This is a genomic window from Mycolicibacter senuensis (assembly GCF_003284925.1).
GTDB classification, from domain to species: domain Bacteria; phylum Actinomycetota; class Actinomycetes; order Mycobacteriales; family Mycobacteriaceae; genus Mycobacterium; species Mycobacterium algericum_A.
The window spans coordinates 49,516-63,704 of the sequence record NZ_QMEX01000003.1; the positions used below are offsets into that span (position 1 = coordinate 49,516).

At 68.0% G+C, this 14,189-nt stretch carries 15 protein-coding genes and 1 riboswitch; of the genes, 5 read left to right on the forward strand and 10 right to left on the reverse strand.

Annotation, left to right across the window (positions count from 1 at the left end):
• Positions 1–3: 3 nt before the first annotated feature.
• A complete protein-coding gene (locus DQP56_RS02275) occupies positions 4–2,286 on the reverse strand; it encodes an ATP-dependent DNA ligase (protein ID WP_112683387.1) in 2,283 nt (760 codons plus the stop codon).
• Positions 2,287–2,348: 62 nt separating this feature from the next.
• Here DQP56_RS02275 and ku point away from each other — a divergent pair, with 62 nt between their 5' ends.
• Positions 2,349–3,212 (forward strand): non-homologous end joining protein Ku, encoded by an 864-nt coding sequence (ku, locus tag DQP56_RS02280; RefSeq protein ID WP_112683388.1) that lies wholly within the window; start codon positions 2,349–2,351, stop codon positions 3,210–3,212.
• 31 nt (positions 3,213–3,243) lie between these two features.
• Here the strand turns inward: ku and DQP56_RS02285 are convergent, their stop codons facing one another.
• Complete coding sequence (locus tag DQP56_RS02285) at positions 3,244–4,731, reverse strand: HNH endonuclease signature motif containing protein (RefSeq protein ID WP_112683389.1); 1,488 nt, start codon at positions 4,729–4,731, stop codon at positions 3,244–3,246.
• 123 nt (positions 4,732–4,854) lie between these two features.
• On the opposite strand from DQP56_RS02285, the gene DQP56_RS02290 reads away from it, so the two are divergent.
• The 3 genes from DQP56_RS02290 to DQP56_RS02300 are packed head-to-tail and all read left to right on the forward strand — an operon-like array spanning position 4,855 to position 7,969.
• Entirely contained in the window at positions 4,855–5,646 is a 792-nt protein-coding gene (locus DQP56_RS02290; RefSeq protein WP_112683390.1) for an SDR family oxidoreductase, read from the forward strand.
• A gap of 11 nt (positions 5,647–5,657) precedes the next feature.
• Positions 5,658–6,734 carry an NAD(P)H-dependent amine dehydrogenase family protein gene (locus tag DQP56_RS02295; protein WP_112683391.1) on the forward strand — a complete coding sequence of 359 codons (1,077 nt, stop codon included), beginning with the start codon at positions 5,658–5,660 and terminating at the stop codon, positions 6,732–6,734.
• Positions 6,734–7,969 carry an Nramp family divalent metal transporter gene (locus tag DQP56_RS02300; RefSeq protein ID WP_112683392.1) on the forward strand — a complete coding sequence of 412 codons (1,236 nt, stop codon included), beginning with the start codon at positions 6,734–6,736 and terminating at the stop codon, positions 7,967–7,969. Before DQP56_RS02295 ends, DQP56_RS02300 begins: the two co-directional genes overlap by 1 nt.
• Before the next feature lie 3 nt (positions 7,970–7,972).
• On the opposite strand, the gene DQP56_RS02305 is transcribed toward DQP56_RS02300, so the two are convergent.
• The 3 genes from DQP56_RS02305 to DQP56_RS02315 all read right to left on the reverse strand — a co-directional run bounded on the left by DQP56_RS02305 (position 7,973) and on the right by DQP56_RS02315 (position 10,423).
• Positions 7,973–8,890, reverse strand: a complete 918-nt coding sequence (locus DQP56_RS02305) for an acyl-ACP desaturase (RefSeq protein WP_112683393.1) — start codon at positions 8,888–8,890, stop codon at positions 7,973–7,975.
• A 178-nt stretch (positions 8,891–9,068) separates the two neighbouring features.
• Complete coding sequence (locus DQP56_RS02310) at positions 9,069–9,497, reverse strand: SRPBCC family protein (RefSeq protein WP_112683394.1); 429 nt, start codon at positions 9,495–9,497, stop codon at positions 9,069–9,071.
• 86 nt (positions 9,498–9,583) lie between these two features.
• Complete coding sequence (locus tag DQP56_RS02315) at positions 9,584–10,423, reverse strand: SDR family oxidoreductase (RefSeq protein WP_112683395.1); 840 nt, start codon at positions 10,421–10,423, stop codon at positions 9,584–9,586.
• 60 nt (positions 10,424–10,483) lie between these two features.
• On the opposite strand from DQP56_RS02315, the gene DQP56_RS02320 reads away from it, so the two are divergent.
• Positions 10,484–11,224, forward strand: coding sequence for an SDR family NAD(P)-dependent oxidoreductase (locus tag DQP56_RS02320; RefSeq protein ID WP_112683396.1), 741 nt, complete (start codon positions 10,484–10,486; stop codon positions 11,222–11,224).
• A gap of 5 nt (positions 11,225–11,229) precedes the next feature.
• Here DQP56_RS02320 and DQP56_RS02325 read toward each other — a convergent pair whose 3' ends face one another.
• The 5 genes from DQP56_RS02325 to DQP56_RS02345 form a co-directional block, all read right to left on the reverse strand.
• Positions 11,230–12,441 carry an acyl-CoA dehydrogenase family protein gene (locus tag DQP56_RS02325; RefSeq protein WP_112683397.1) on the reverse strand — a complete coding sequence of 404 codons (1,212 nt, stop codon included), beginning with the start codon at positions 12,439–12,441 and terminating at the stop codon, positions 11,230–11,232.
• Between the two features lie 69 nt (positions 12,442–12,510).
• Positions 12,511–12,861 (reverse strand): fluoride efflux transporter CrcB, encoded by a 351-nt coding sequence (crcB, locus tag DQP56_RS02330; RefSeq protein WP_112683398.1) that lies wholly within the window; start codon positions 12,859–12,861, stop codon positions 12,511–12,513.
• Positions 12,858–13,208 carry a putative PII-like signaling protein gene (locus DQP56_RS02335; protein WP_112683399.1) on the reverse strand — a complete coding sequence of 117 codons (351 nt, stop codon included), beginning with the start codon at positions 13,206–13,208 and terminating at the stop codon, positions 12,858–12,860. Before DQP56_RS02335 ends, crcB begins: the two co-directional genes overlap by 4 nt.
• Positions 13,205–13,588 (reverse strand): fluoride efflux transporter FluC, encoded by a 384-nt coding sequence (locus DQP56_RS02340; protein WP_234825469.1) that lies wholly within the window; start codon positions 13,586–13,588, stop codon positions 13,205–13,207. The genes DQP56_RS02335 and DQP56_RS02340 overlap by 4 nt, the downstream gene beginning before the upstream one ends.
• Before the next feature lie 93 nt (positions 13,589–13,681).
• Positions 13,682–13,742, reverse strand: a riboswitch (Fluoride riboswitch).
• Positions 13,743–13,781: 39 nt separating this feature from the next.
• Positions 13,782–14,180 (reverse strand): nuclear transport factor 2 family protein, encoded by a 399-nt coding sequence (locus tag DQP56_RS02345; protein ID WP_112683401.1) that lies wholly within the window; start codon positions 14,178–14,180, stop codon positions 13,782–13,784.
• Positions 14,181–14,189: the final 9 nt, after the last annotated feature.

Here is a 14,189-nt window from a genome sequence, read left to right on the forward strand (position 1 = left end):
CGGTCAATCCTCACTCACCACGTCGTCGGGCGTCTTGTCGGGCCGCAGACCACGCCAGCTCGGTTGCCGCAACCGGCCGTCGGCCGTCCGCTCGCTGTAGCGCACTTCCCCCACCAGTGCCGGTCGCACGAATGTGACGCCTGCGGCGTCGGCCCGGTTCAGCGGTGCGTCGAAGGGGGTTTCGTCGGTGTGCAGCGGGGCCAGCTTCTTCTTCAGCGCGGCGAGTTGCCCCTCGGTGAATCCGGTGCCCACCCGGCCGACGAACGCGAGCTTGTCCCCCGCCGGGATGCCCATCAGCAGCGACCCGATCCCCCCGCCCCGAGCACCCTCGCCGGCGCGCCAGCCGCCGATCACCACCTCTTGGGTCCGCCAATGCTTGTCCTTGACCCACACCGCTGAGCGGCGCCCCGGCTGGTAGGGCGAGTCCCACTTCTTGGCCACCACGCCCTCCCAGCCGAGCCGGCGAGACTGCTCGAGTGCCTCGGCGCCGCCGGCGGCCAGCAGGTCCTTGACCACCAGACCGGTTCCCTGGGCAAGCGTTTCCAGCAGCCGGCGGCGGTCCCGGTAGGTCGCGCGCAGCAACGGACGCCCGTCGAGGTAGAGCAGGTCGAAGGCCCAGAACTCCACGCGGGCCGAGCGGGCGCTGTTCTGCATCGCCGCGAAGCTGGGAACCCCGTCGTCATCGAGGGCGACGACTTCGCCGTCGAACACGACCTGGTGCTCGGTGAGCTGTGCGGCCAACGAGCGCAGCTGCGGATATTCACCGGTGACATCGCGCCCGCTGCGGGAGCGCAGCCGGACCCGGCCATGGTCGGCCTCCACCAGCAGCCGGTAGCCGTCCCACTTGCCCTCGAAGGCCCAGAGCTCCGGATCCAGACCGGTCACCGGGCCGTGGGTGGCCAGCATCGGGGCCAGGTCGGTGAACGCGAACGTCTTCTGATCTTTCATCCGGTGTGCCAGCCACTGATCGCCACCGGTCCGGATCAGCGCGTAGCGGCCCGAGATCCGACTGCCGCGCAACACGACGATCACCTCGCCCTTTTCGGCGGAGTCCTCGAACTTCTCGGTCACATAGCTGCCCGAATCCCAGATGCGCACCGTGCCGGCACCGTATTCGCCCTTGGGGATGGTGCCCTCGAAGCCGCCGTACTCCAGCGGATGGTCTTCGGTGCGCACCGCCAGATGGTTGACCGACGTGGTCGTCGGCAGGTTCTTGGGAACCGCCCAGCTCACCAGCACCCCGTCGCGCTCCAACCGGAAGTCATAGTGCAGCCGGCGGGCGTGGTGCTCCTGGATGACAAAGCTATCGCCACCTCCCGGTCCAGGGGAGGCGGCCGGCACCGGTTCGGGGGTTTTGGCGGCGTCGCGTTTGGCCCGGTATTCGGTGAGCCGGTCAGGCGTGCGCAGTGGGGGATCCAGCTCGGCCAGCAGGTCACCGTCACGGGCGACGCGGGCCAGCACTTCGTCGTAGCGCAGCTGCCGCAGCCCACCGTCGTCGAGCTCCGCCCAACTGCGCGGGGCGGCCACCGTCGGATGTTCGCGGCCCCGCAGCGAATACGGCGCGATGGTGGTCTTCGACGCGTTGTTCTGACTCCAGTCGAGGAAGATCTTTCCGGCCCGGAGCTTTTTGGCCATGGTCGCTGTCACCAGCTTCGGCATGGCGCTCTCGAGTTGCTGCGCAACGCGTTTGGCCACCGCGACCGCCCCGGCGCTGGCCACCGGGCGGTCCAGCGCCGCATACACGTGTATTCCCTTGCTGCCGCTGGTGAGCGGGAACGTGTCCAAGTCCAGCTCAGTCATCAGATCGCGGATCGCACGCGCCACCTCGGCAAGCTGGCTCATCGTCACGCCCTCACCGGGATCGAGGTCGAACACCAGGCGGGTTGCCAACCCGGGTTTGAGCACTTTGCCGCCGTGCGTCCACTCGGCTTCGAAACGCCACTGCGGCACGTGGACTTCCAGCGCCGCTTGCTGGGCAATCCAGGCCAGGCCGTCGAGGTTGTCGATGATCGGATAGGCGGTGATACCGGAGCGGTGCTGCACCTCGGCGCGGGGCAGCCAGGCCGGCGCCGAGGAGGCGAGCTGCTTTTCGAAGAAAGAGTCCTGTGCCACGCCGTTGGGCCAGCGTTTGCGGGTCACCGGCCGTCCGGCGACGTGCGGCAGCATCACCTCCGCGATACGCGTGTAGTAGTCGAAAACGTCGGCCTTGGTGGTGCCCGTGGCCGGGTAGAGCACCTTGTCGGCGTTGGTCAACTTCACCCGTGTCTGGAACGGCTGTGCAGCCATGCTGCCAACCTACGTCGCGATAAAGCCGGTTTCGGGCACGTTCGGGTGGGCATACTTGCCTCATGCGTTCCATCTGGAAGGGTTCGATCGCATTCGGGCTGGTCAACGTGCCGGTGAAGGTCTACAGCGCTACCGAGGACCACGACATCAAGTTCCGTCAGGTACACGCCAAGGACAACGGCCGGATCCGCTACCGGCGAGTGTGCGAGGAATGCGGCGAAGTCGTCGACTACGCCGACATCGCGCGGGCATACGAGTCCGACGACGGGCGGATGGTGGTGATCACCGACGACGACCTCGCGAATCTTCCCGAGGAGCGCGACCACGAGATCGCGGTGCTTGAGTTCGTCCCGGCCAGTGACCTGGACCCGATGCTCTATGACCGCTCCTACTTTCTGGAGCCGGCGACGAAATCGATCAAATCGTATGTGCTGTTGGCCAAGACGCTGGCCGATACCGACCGGGTGGCGATCGTACATTTCACGCTGCGCAACAAGACCCGGCTGGCGGCGCTGCGAGTCAAGGACTTCTCCAAGCGTGACGTGATGATGGTGCACACGCTGTTGTGGCCGGACGAGATTCGCGACCCCGACTTCCCCGCCCTGGACACCAAGGTCGAGATCAAGCCGGCCGAGCTGAAAATGGCCGGACAGGTGGTCGAGTCGATGGCCGACGACTTCGATCCCGACCGCTATCACGACACCTACCAGGAGCAGTTGCACGAGTTGATCGAGGCCAAGCTCGAAGGCGACGAGGCGTTCACCCCCGAGGAGCGGCCCGCCGAACTGGATGCCACCGAGGACGTCTCCGATCTGCTGGCCAAGCTGGAGGCCAGCGTGAAGAAGCGCTCGGCGGCCAAGAAGTCGGCCGCCAAGAAGGCGCCGGCCAAGAAGAAGGCGCCGGCCAAGAAGGCCGCGGCAAAGTAGCCGCGTCGGCCGCCGCCGCAGATCACTGACGTCAGGGTGGGGCCTTGTTGAGAGCGCGTTCGGAGTTGATGCGGTGAGCGCGGTTTTGGATTCGGGTGCGCTTGCGGGTGGGCATCATGAGGCCGCGGCCCGCCGATGGTGGGACTGGCGGGGTTGTTGCCGGCGGTGTGCCGGTTGGCATGCGCAGGGCGGGGAAGAGCAGTGTGCTGCCCGGTCGGGTGATGTAGATATGGCCCGTGGGGCTGGTCCACTCCACTGTGCCGTCGGGACGCTGAGCATCGTGCCAGCCGCCGGGGCCGATCCAAAACGTCTTGAGCAGATGGTGTTTTCGGCATAGGCAGCGCAGGTTGGCGGGGTGGGTGGGCCCGAACGGATAAGCGATGGCATGGTCGACGTCGCAATAGGTGGCGGGCCGGTCGCAGCCGGGGAATCGGCAGGTGAGGTCGCGGGCCCGGACGAAGGCGGCCAGCGCTGCTGAGGGCCGGTAGTGCGGTTCGGCCGGCAGATCGGTCGGGTGTCGGAGCGGTTTGACGATGGCGCCGCTGTTGACGAGCTGGGCCAGCAGGGGCGCGGGTACGGTGCCGCCGCCGATGATGTGCCCGGAAAGGCCTCGGCGCGCTTGGCGTTTGGGGGCCGGGGCGGTTGGCGGTTCGTCGCCGTTGCCGAATCGCGGGTCGGCCGGGATGTCCAGCGCGGCCTGGTCGGCAAGGACGTAGACCGTGGTATTGGCCGCCCGGGCATCGGTGCCGGTAGCGGCGGGACAGTCGGGGTGGCCGCAGGCACACGCCAGGGTTTCGGCGCCGGCAGCCAAGGCGCCGAGGGCATCGGCGCGGCGCTGGGCCACGGTGCGCGGGTCGTCGTCGCAGACGGTGTGAGCCAACTGGGTCAGGCGCCGATCGAGGGCGGTGGCATCGGTGCCGAACAGCCGGCCCCACAGGGCCGTGGTGCCGTTTTCGCTGTTGCGGGTGTCGACGACGACTTCGCGGCCCCGGGCATCCCGCTCCTGGCGCCGGACGGCGTCGGGGTCGTACCGGTCGATCAGGGAGTCGATAGCCGCGGCGACCTTAGCCGCCGAGAGCCGCCCGAGGCCGGTGGCGATCTCGGCGAGGTCGGTATCGACAGCGTTCAGCAGGTAGGGGTTGGTGATCAGCGTGGTGCGCCAGACGATCGTGGCGACCAGCCGGGCGTTGATCGCCCCGTCGAAAAACAGCGCGGCAACCTTCGGCAGCCGCTCACGCAGCGCAGAGGCCAGATACATCTGCGATGACGCCATACCCTGACTGATCTGCTCGGCAGCGGCGACCTCCGCGGCTGCGGCATCCCAGTAATCGCATGACCAGCGCGACCGGTTCACCGCGTCACGCCCGCGGGTACGCCGCGCGACCAGCTCGCCGATCGCCGCCAGCCGGCGCGCCGAGGCCGCGGCCTCCACCCGGGACCACCCCGAGATGGCCGCCACCAGGGCTTTGTCGTCGGCCTCCGCCAACGACGCCGGCCCCGGCAAACTCTGATCGAACATACGTTCGATTGTACCCGAACCGGCGGGCGCTCGCACCTCGCCGATCGGACGCCCTGAATCCAAATTAGAACGTGTTTCAAAAAAGAGCTGCAGCTCCCGGCAGATTCTTGTTAGCGTGCCTACGTGATCCTCGACAAATTCCGACTCGATAACTCGGTCGCCGTCGTCACCGGCGCAGGCCGTGGCCTAGGTGCGGCGATCGCCGTAGCGTTCGCCGAAGCGGGCGCTGACGTCGTCATTGCCGCGCGTACCCGATCCCAACTAGAGGCCGTCGCCGAACAGGTCGAAGGTGCCGGGCGTCGCGCCCACATCGTCGCCGCCGATCTGGCCCACCCCGAAGAGACCGCCAAACTGGCCGCTGAAGCCGTCGGCGCCTTCGGCAGGCTCGACATCGTCGTCAACAATGTCGGCGGCACCATGCCCAACATGTTGCTGACCACCTCGGCCAAAGACCTCAAGGACGCGCTGACTTTCAACGTCGTCACCGCGCACGCCCTGACCACCGCCGCCGCGCCGCTGATGCTGGAACACGCCGGCGGCGGCTCGATCATCAACATCACCTCGACGATGGGGCGGCTGGCCGGGCGCGGATTCGCCGCCTACGGCACCGCCAAGGCCGCGCTGGCCCACTACACCCGACTGGCCGCCATGGACCTGTGCCCGAAGATTCGCGTCAACGGCATCGCACCGGGATCGATCTTGACCTCCGCGTTGGATGTGGTGGCGTCCAACGACGAACTCCGCGAACCGATGGAGAAGGTGACTCCGATGCGCCGACTCGGTGATCCGACCGACATTGCCGCTGCCGCAGTCTATTTGGCCTCGCCGGCGGGAAGTTATCTCACCGGCAAGATCCTCGAGGTCGACGGTGGCATCACGTTCCCGAACCTCGATCTGCCCATCCCCGACCTGTAGAGGACACCGCTATGCCCATTCGCGTCGCCCAGATCGGCACCGGCAATGTCGGTGTCCACGCCCTGAAAGCACTGATCACCAACCCGGAATTCGAGCTGACCGGGGTGTGGGTGTCCTCGGACGCCAAGGCCGGCAAAGACGCCGCCGAGCTGGCCGGCCTGGACACGCCGACCGGAGTGTCCGCGACCACCGATCTGCAGCAGATACTCGACGCCAAACCCGACTGCGTGGTCTACACCGCGCTGGCCGACAACCGGCTCGTCGAGGCGCTGGACGACTTCCGGCGCATCCTGGAGGCCGGGATCAACGTGGCCGGCAGCAGCGCCGTATTCCTGCAGTACCCGTGGCAGGTGCTGCCCGCCGAGATGCTGACCCCGCTCGAAGAGGCAGCCAAGGCCGGAAACGCGAGCTTGTTCGTCAACGGTATCGACCCGGGCTTCGCCAACGACCTGCTGCCGCTGGCGCTGGCGGGCACCTGTCAGAGCATCCAGCAGATCCGCTGCATGGAGATCGTCGACTACGCCACCTACGACAGTGCCGCCGTCATGTTCGACGTGATGGGGTTCGGCAAACCGATGGACGACGTCCCGATGCTGCTGCAGCCGGGCGTGCTCAGTCTGGCGTGGGGTTCGGTGGTGCGCCAGCTGGCGGCCGGGTTGGGCCTGGAACTCGACTCCGTCGAGCAGTCCCATGTGCGGGTGCCCGCACCGGAAGACTTCACCATCTCCGCCGGCGATATCACGAAAGGCACTGCGGCCGCATTGCGATTCGAGGTCCGCGGGATGGTCGACGGCCAGCCGGCGGTCGTCCTTGAGCACGTCACCAGGCTGCGCGACGACCTGTGCCCGGACTGGCCGCAACCGGCCCAGCCCGGCGGGTCCTACCGCGTCGAGGTGACGGGAGAGCCGTCGTATGCGCTGGACCTGTGCCTGTCCAGCCCCAACGGTGACCACAACCACGCCGGGCTGGTGGCCACCGCCATGCGCGTCGTCAACGCCGTTCCGGCGGTGGTGGCCGCCGAGCCGGGTATCCGGACCACCCTGGATCTGCCACTGGTCACCGGGCGGGGGCTTTACGCTCGTCCTTGATGACGCGCGCGGACAAGCCGGTACGGCGACAGCCGGGCTGGTATCTGCTCGGACCGGCGTTCGTCGCCGCCATCGCCTATGTCGACCCGGGCAACGTCGCCGCCAATGTCAGCGCCGGTGCGACGTTCGGGTACCTGCTGGTCTGGGTGATCGTCACCGCGAACGTGATGGCCGGCCTGGTGCAGTACCTCTCCGCCAAGCTGGGGTTGGTGACCGGGCTCTCGCTGCCCGAGGCGGTCGGCAGTGTCGCCCGCCGCCCGGCCCGGATCGCGTATTGGCTGCAGGCCGAGTTGGTCGCCATGGCAACCGATCTCGCCGAGGTGGTGGGCGGCGCGATCGCACTGAACCTCATCTTCGGCCTGCCGTTGATGTTGGGCGGGCTCATCACCGGAGCGGTGTCGATGGCCTTGCTGGTCGTCGGTGACCGGCGCGGACCGCGGGCCTTCGAGCAGATCTTCAGCGGGCTGTTGGCCGTCATCGCGATCGGGTTCCTGGCCAGCCTGGTGGTCGGTCCGCCGCCGGTGACCGACGTCGCCGGCGGCCTGGTGCCCCGCTTCGACGGAACCGAGAGCGTGTTGTTGGCGACCGCGATCCTGGGGGCCACGGTCATGCCGCATGCGGTGTATCTGCACTCCGGCCTGGCCCGCGACCGGCACGGGCGCCCGGAAGCCGGGCGAGCGCGGCAACGTTTGCTGCGGGTGACCCGCTGGGACGTCGGCCTGGCAATGCTGCTTGCCGGCGCGGTGAACCTGGCCATGCTGTTGGTGGCCGCCGCGAACCTGGCCGGGCGCGAGGGCACCGACTCGATCGAGGGTGCGCACGCCGCGGTACGCGATGCGCTCGGCCCGACGGTCGCGCTGTTCTTCGCGGTCGGGCTGTTGGCCTCCGGCCTGGCCTCGACGTCGGTGGGCGCCTACGCCGGCGCGATGATCATGCAGGGCCTATTGCGGGTGTCGGTGCCGCTGCTGCTGCGCCGCCTGGTCACGCTGATCCCGGCGCTGGCGATCCTGGCAGGGGGCATCGATCCCACTCGGGCATTGGTGATCTCCCAGGTGGTGCTCTCGTTCGGCATCCCGTTCGCGCTGGTGCCGCTGATCCGGCTCACCAGCGACCGCGCACTGATGGGCGCGGACGCGAACCGGCGGCTGACGACGGCGCTCGGGTGGGCCGTCACGGTGGTGATCGGCGTGCTCAACATGGCGCTGATCTATCTGACCGTCGCCGGGCCGGGCTGAGCGTCAGGCGGAGACGCTTTCGCGCGCCTTGGCCTTCTCCTCGTAGTGCGTGGCCCGCTCGTCGACCATCTTGAGGAACCCGTCGATCTGTTCGCGGGCCTGCTCACCGTCGGGGCCAAAGCCGTCGCGCTCGAAGACCTTCCAGAACCGCAGCACCGGCTGGACCACGTCGTCGTGGTGGATCCGCAGGTCGTAGATGCCGGCCTTGGCGATGAGCAGGGCGTTCTCCTGGAAGCCGGGCATGTTCATGCCGGGCATCGAGAAGCCGAGCACCTCGTCGCGGATGGCGCACATGGCCTCATCCGGTGCGATGTCCAGCGCCGCGTCCATCAGGTTGCGGTAGAACACCATGTGCAGGTTCTCGTCCAGAGCGACGCGGGCCAGCAACTGGTCGGCGACCGGGCAGCCCGAGGCCTTGCCGGTGTTGCGGTGCGACACCCGGGTGGCGAGTTCCTGGAACGACACGTAGGCCAACGCCTGCAGCGGGGTCTTGTCGCCGGAGTCATACCCGGCGATGGTGTGCTGCATCCGCATGTTCTCGAGGTTCACCGGGTCGATGCCCCGGGTGACCACGAGGTAGTCGCGCAGCGCGATGCTGTGGCGGCCCTCCTCGGCGGTCCACTGCCCGACCCAGGAACCCCAGGCGCCGTCCCGGCCGAAGCGGGTGGCGATCTCCCGGTGATAGGAGGGCAGGTTGTCCTCGGTCAGCAGGTTGACCAGCAGCGCGGCCTTGGCGACCGGGTCCAGCGGCGAGTCTTCGGGAACCCAGTCCTCGCCACCGAGGAACGCGAAGTCGCGTCCCTTGCTCCACGGCACGTAGTCGTGGGGCAGCCACGGTTTGGCTGCCTTGAGGTGGCGGTTGAGATTCTGCTCGACAATCGGCTCCAGCTCGTGCAGTAGCGCCGTCTGGACGTTCGTCATGTTTGCTCCATCCCGGATCGACATGTGGGCAGTCGATTGGCCCCCCGGCCTAACCTACGGTTCCGTAGGTTTGGCCCCACGGTAAACATGGAGCTTGGCACATGTCAACCTCCGAATTTCGCACTTTCGCCGCATTCAGCGACTGAATACGTGCGCACGGCCTTCCAAGCGGATGCCGCTAGCTGCTGGCGCGATTCTCCGATTCCCGCTTGAGCCCGTCGGCCTCCATATCGACGTATCGCCGGATGCGTCCGGCCGCGGCCAACCTGCCCAGCCAGGCCATCGGACCGGTCAGCGCGAAGGTCAGGACCGCCCGAACACCGGATTCGGTCGGTGTCAGCTCGTGGTAGCCGGTGGACCGCATGCCCGCCGCCGATGCCGTCCAGGTGAAGGACCGCTCGGCTATCAGCTCGCTAATGGTGAAGACCAACGGCCGGCCGGCGGGTTGCTGGACGCGCGCGGTGCTGCCCACTCGCAGTGGACCGGAGTCGAGTCGGGTGATCTCGCGCATCGACGCCGTCCAGTCCGGCCAGCGTTCGATATCGGCCAGGACGGCCCACACGTCGGCGGGCCCGGCGGCGATGTCGACGGTGCGGGCGTAACGCAAGCTGCTGCCTCCTTCCGCTCACCGGCACGCTACTCAAGTCCGGCAATGCGAAGGGTCCATTGGCGAGATTGCGCCCAGGGTCGTGATCAACTGCGTTCGGCGGCTACCCGCGCGCGTTCCCGCATCGAAGCGACCACTCCCCCGTCGGCCAGGATGTCGGTCCCGGTGAGATAGCCGCACTTGTCGCCGGCACAGAAGGCGAACAGCTCGGCCATCTCTTCGGGCGTACCCCACCGCGGGACCAATGCGTCGGGCATCATCGCCCCGACCCCGGCCTTTTCCTCGAGCCGGCCCATCTCGGTATCGATGTTGCCCGGTGACACCGAGACGATGCGCAGCCCGCGACCTCCGAAGCGCTCGGCCTGCGACGCGCAGTACCACTTCACGAACGCCTTGCTGACGGTGTAGGAGAAACCCGAGCGGGCCTGCTCGGGCGCGTTGTCGCAGAACGCCGTCAGCGCGGCCACGAAAGCATCGCCGTCGCGCAGCGCCAGCGGGAATTGGGCCGTGGGTATCAACTGGTCGGGCACGAGTTGTGCGGCCATCGAGGCCACGTTGACGATCACCGCACCGGGCTCGGCGGCCTCGTAGAAGACCTCGTTGACGACGACGGTGCCGAACGCGTTGGTCCGCATCACGTGCTCGGCGTCGCCCATGCTCGGGCTTACCCCGGCGGTGTGGATCACCGATGCCACGGGACCGAGACCGGATGCTGTTTCGAACAGGCGCGTGACCGCGTCACGATCGGTGACATCGCAATTGACGGTGGCCGCCGCGATGCCGAGTTCGTCGAGCGCGGCCTGTGCCGATTCGAGCCGTTCCCGGCTGACGTCGCACAGCACCACCGCGTGTTCTCGGCCGAGGATCTTGGCCGTCGCCACACCCATGCCGCCGGCACCGCCGGTGATCACTGATACTGAAGCCATAACCGGACGGTAGACGGCTGCACCCCGGTGCCGGTCGACTGGGTGATACGAGGAGCCGAAATGACCGATCTGTCAGGCAAAGTCGCACTGGTGACCGGTGCCTCTTCCGGGCTCGGTGCGGCCGCGGCGCAGCTGTTCGCGCGGCGCGGCGCATCGGTGTTCGGGGTGGCGCGCGATGCCGAACGGCTGGCCGCGGTCTTCGCCGATGTGCCCGGTGGACGGTTCGCCAGCACCGACATCAGCACCGCGCCTGCCTGCGCGGCGGCGGTAGGCCAGTGCGTCGAGCAGTTCGGCCGGCTCGACGTGCTGGTCAACGTCGCCGGCGCCCACCAGATGCGCCACACCCGCGACGTCACCGACGACGACTGGGCCCATGACCTGGCGGTCAACCTCAGCGGGCCGTTCTATCTGTGTCGCGCGGCGCTGCCGCACCTGCTGGAGGCGGCCGGCAACATCGTCAACGTCGCCTCGATCGCCGGAGTCGAAGGACAGGCGTACTCGGCCGGCTACTGCGCGGCCAAGCACGGCCTCGTGGGGCTCACCCGGTCGTTGGCCGTGGAGTTCACCGCGGAGAAGCTGCGGGTCAACGCCGTGTGCCCGGGCGGCATGCTGACCCCGCAGGTGACGAACTTCCAGCTTCCCGAGGGCGCGGACGTCAATCTGGTGATGCGGGTGGCTTCGCCGCGCGGGATGAGTGCGCCGAGCGATGTCGCCGAGGTGATCGCGTTTCTGGCCAGCGACGCCGCGGCGGCGGTACACGGCGCGGTGTACCTGACCGACAACGGCAAGACGGCCGGGTAGCAGGCTCAGCGCAACGGCAGCCCGGTCAGGGCCCGGGCGATGACCAGCCGCTGGATCTCACTGGTGCCCTCGAAGATGGTGAAGATCTTGGCGTCGCGGTGCATCCGCTCCACCGGGTAGTCGCGGGTGTAGCCGTTGCCGCCCAGGATCTGGATCGCCTCGTCGGTGACATAGACCGCGGTCTCGCTGGCGACCAGCTTGGCCATCGAGCCCTCCGCGTTGTCGAAGGCCTTGTTATTGCGGGCCATCCAGCCGGCCCGCCAGACCAGCAGCCGGGCGGCGTCGATGCGGCTCTTCATGTCGGCCAGCTTGAAGGCGACGGCCTGGAACTCGCCGATCTTGCGGCCGAACTGCTCGCGCTGGCAGGCGTAGTCGAGGGCGTATTCGTAGGCGGCACGTGCCACCCCGACGGCCATCGCCCCGACCGTCGGGCGGGTGCGCTCGAAGGTCTTCATCGCGGCCTGGCCCCCGGCCGACGCACCGGACTTGACGCGCGCAACGCGGTCCTCGAACTTCTCCCGGCCGCCCAGGATCATGTCCTCGGGCAGCCGGACGTTGTCCAGCACGATCTCGGCGGTGTGCGAGGCCCGGATGCCGTGCTTCTTGAACTTCTGCCCCTGGCTCAACCCCGGCGTGTCGGGTCCGATCACGAACGTGGCCTGGCCACGCGAACCGAGCTCGGGGTAGACCGAGGCGACCACGATGTGCACGTTGGCGATGCCGCCGTTGGTGGCCCAGGTCTTGGTGCCGTTGAGCACCCACTCACGGGTTGCTTCGTCGAAGCGGGCGCGGGTGCGGATCGCGCCGACGTCGGAGCCGGCGTCGGGTTCGGACGAACAGAACGCCCCCAGCTTGGGCTCGTCGGCGGTGCCGAACATCTCCGGCAGCCAGCGGCCCAGCTGTTCGGGAGTTCCGTTGCCCGCCAGGGCGGCCGCAGCCAGTCCGGTTCCCAGAATCGACAGTGCGATGCCGGCGTCGCCCCAGAACAGTTCCTCGAACACCGTCAGCATGCCGATCCCGCTCGGCTCGGCGGCCTGGGTGGCGAACAGCTCCGGTGAGTACAGCCCGATCTTGGCCGCCTCGGCGATGACCGGCCACGGCGTCTCCTCGCGCTCGTCCCATTCGGCGGCGGCCGGGCGGACGACGTCGGCGGCGAACTGGTGCACCCAGTCGCGGACCTCGATCACGTCATCGCTGAGCTCTATCGAGAACGTCATGGTTTCTCCTGGGAGGTCGTGGGACGGCGCGGACCGCCGGGTTGATTCTGGCACCTCGATCGCCCTCGATCAGCGCGCCACAACGCTACCGACGTAGTAGGCGCCGAGCCCACAGCTCAACGTCAGCACCAGGTTGGCCAGCCCGTAAAGCCGTGCGCCGGCGCCTGCCAGCTGCAGGGTTTCGTAGGAGAAGGTCGAATACGTGGTCAGCGCCCCGCACAGGCCGGTGCCGATCAACAGGTGCAGTCGCTCGTCGCCGACCGCACCGGTGAGTACACCCAGGACCAGGCTGCCCAACACGTTGGCCGTGAACGTGCCCCACGGGAATACGGTGTTGTGGCGGACTTGGACGAATCGGTCGGTCAGGTACCGCAGGGGCGCTCCCACCGAGGCGCCCGCGATGACCAGCAGCCAGGTCACGTGCGGTCGGCGGGTCGACCGACGTGCCGGACGACCTCGACTTCGTCGAGCAGAATCAGGCCCTCGGTGACCAGCTCGTCGAGTTGCGGCAAGAAGGCGCGGATGCGCTCCTCGGTGTCGACGATGATGACCGATACCGGCAGATCCTCCGACAGCGACAGCAGCCGGGTGGTGTGGATCGCCGAGGATGCTCCGTAACCCTCTACTCCGCGAAACACCGTCGCACCGGCCAGACCCGCCCGGCGAGCACGGTGCACGATCTCACTGAACAACGGCTTGCGATGCCAGGTGTCGCTTTCGCCGACGAACACCGTCAGGCGCAGCGCAGTTCCGTTCAGCTGGGTCATGATGTCCTCCTGATGATCAGACGACGGATCAGGGCCGCCGCGGTCCAGGCAGTGATCAGCGCCAGCACCGGGGTGGTGATCAGATAAACCAGGGCCCGCACCGGATGGCCGGCTGCGGCGAGGGTGTCGACATCCCCGGCGAACGTGGAGAACGTGGTGTAGCCCCCCAGCACCCCGGTACCCAGCAGCGGGCGCAGTAGCCGATGCCCCACCCACAGCTCGGTGATCGCCACCATCAACGCACCCATCAACGCGCACCCGGTGACATTGACAACCAATGTTGCCCAAGGGAACCCGCCAGCCGGGGTGGGCCACGTCAGTTCAAGCCCGTAGCGGGCGCAGGCTCCGATGGCGCCGCCGACGGCGACGGCCGCGACCACCGGTATTTGCTCGCGGACTGCGTGAGACCGTCGGCGTCGCACGAACAAATCCGGACCGGCGGTCATGTCACACCTCCAACCCCGCGCGCAATTCACGTGGTAGAAGCCATCAGCCGGGGCGGCGGTTATGGCGAGCTCCATCGCCGCGATCAACTATAACCACCGGTCGAACGGTGCGCGGCCCTGATTCGGGCTATCCGCCGTGCTCAGCGGCCTCCCGGGTGATCTGCTCGAACTGGTCTGCCATGGCCTCGGCCAGCGCGGTGGCCGCCGATAGCGGCCGCACCATCACCATGAAGTCGACGATCTTGCCGTCGTCGTCCACATGCAGGAAATCGCAACCGGTGAGCCGCTTCCCGGCCACCGACGCCTCAAACAGCAGGGCATGGTCACGGCCCGCCGGGTCGCCGATCTCGCGGACGTACCGGAAGTCTTCGAAGACCCGCATCACCGCGCGCAGGATCGCCGCGGTGATCGGCTTACCCGGGTAGGGCTTGAACGCCACCGGACTGGTGAACACGACATCGTCGGCCAACTGCGCCTCCATGGCCGCGGCGTCGCGGGCCTCGACGGCTTGCCGGAACGGGTGCATGCGAGGCCT

Bases quoted from the DNA above. Each gene is read 5' to 3' on its own strand.
- DQP56_RS02315 (WP_112683395.1), bottom strand. From the start codon at position 10,423: ATGGCTTCAGTATCAGTGATCACCGGCGGTGCCGGCGGCATGGGTGTG.
- DQP56_RS02345 (WP_112683401.1), bottom strand. From the start codon at position 14,180: ATGCACCCGTTCCGGCAAGCCGTCGAGGCCCGCGACGCCGCGGCCATG.
- DQP56_RS02285 (WP_112683389.1), bottom strand. From the start codon at position 4,731: ATGTTCGATCAGAGTTTGCCGGGGCCGGCGTCGTTGGCGGAGGCCGAC.
- DQP56_RS02320 (WP_112683396.1), top strand. From the start codon at position 10,484: ATGACCGATCTGTCAGGCAAAGTCGCACTGGTGACCGGTGCCTCTTCC.
- ku (WP_112683388.1), top strand. From the start codon at position 2,349: ATGCGTTCCATCTGGAAGGGTTCGATCGCATTCGGGCTGGTCAACGTG.
- DQP56_RS02295 (WP_112683391.1), top strand. From the start codon at position 5,658: ATGCCCATTCGCGTCGCCCAGATCGGCACCGGCAATGTCGGTGTCCAC.
- DQP56_RS02275 (WP_112683387.1), bottom strand. From the start codon at position 2,286: ATGGCTGCACAGCCGTTCCAGACACGGGTGAAGTTGACCAACGCCGAC.
- DQP56_RS02300 (WP_112683392.1), top strand. From the start codon at position 6,734: ATGACGCGCGCGGACAAGCCGGTACGGCGACAGCCGGGCTGGTATCTG.
- DQP56_RS02335 (WP_112683399.1), bottom strand. From the start codon at position 13,208: ATGACCCAGCTGAACGGAACTGCGCTGCGCCTGACGGTGTTCGTCGGC.
- DQP56_RS02305 (WP_112683393.1), bottom strand. From the start codon at position 8,890: ATGACGAACGTCCAGACGGCGCTACTGCACGAGCTGGAGCCGATTGTC.
- DQP56_RS02325 (WP_112683397.1), bottom strand. From the start codon at position 12,441: ATGACGTTCTCGATAGAGCTCAGCGATGACGTGATCGAGGTCCGCGAC.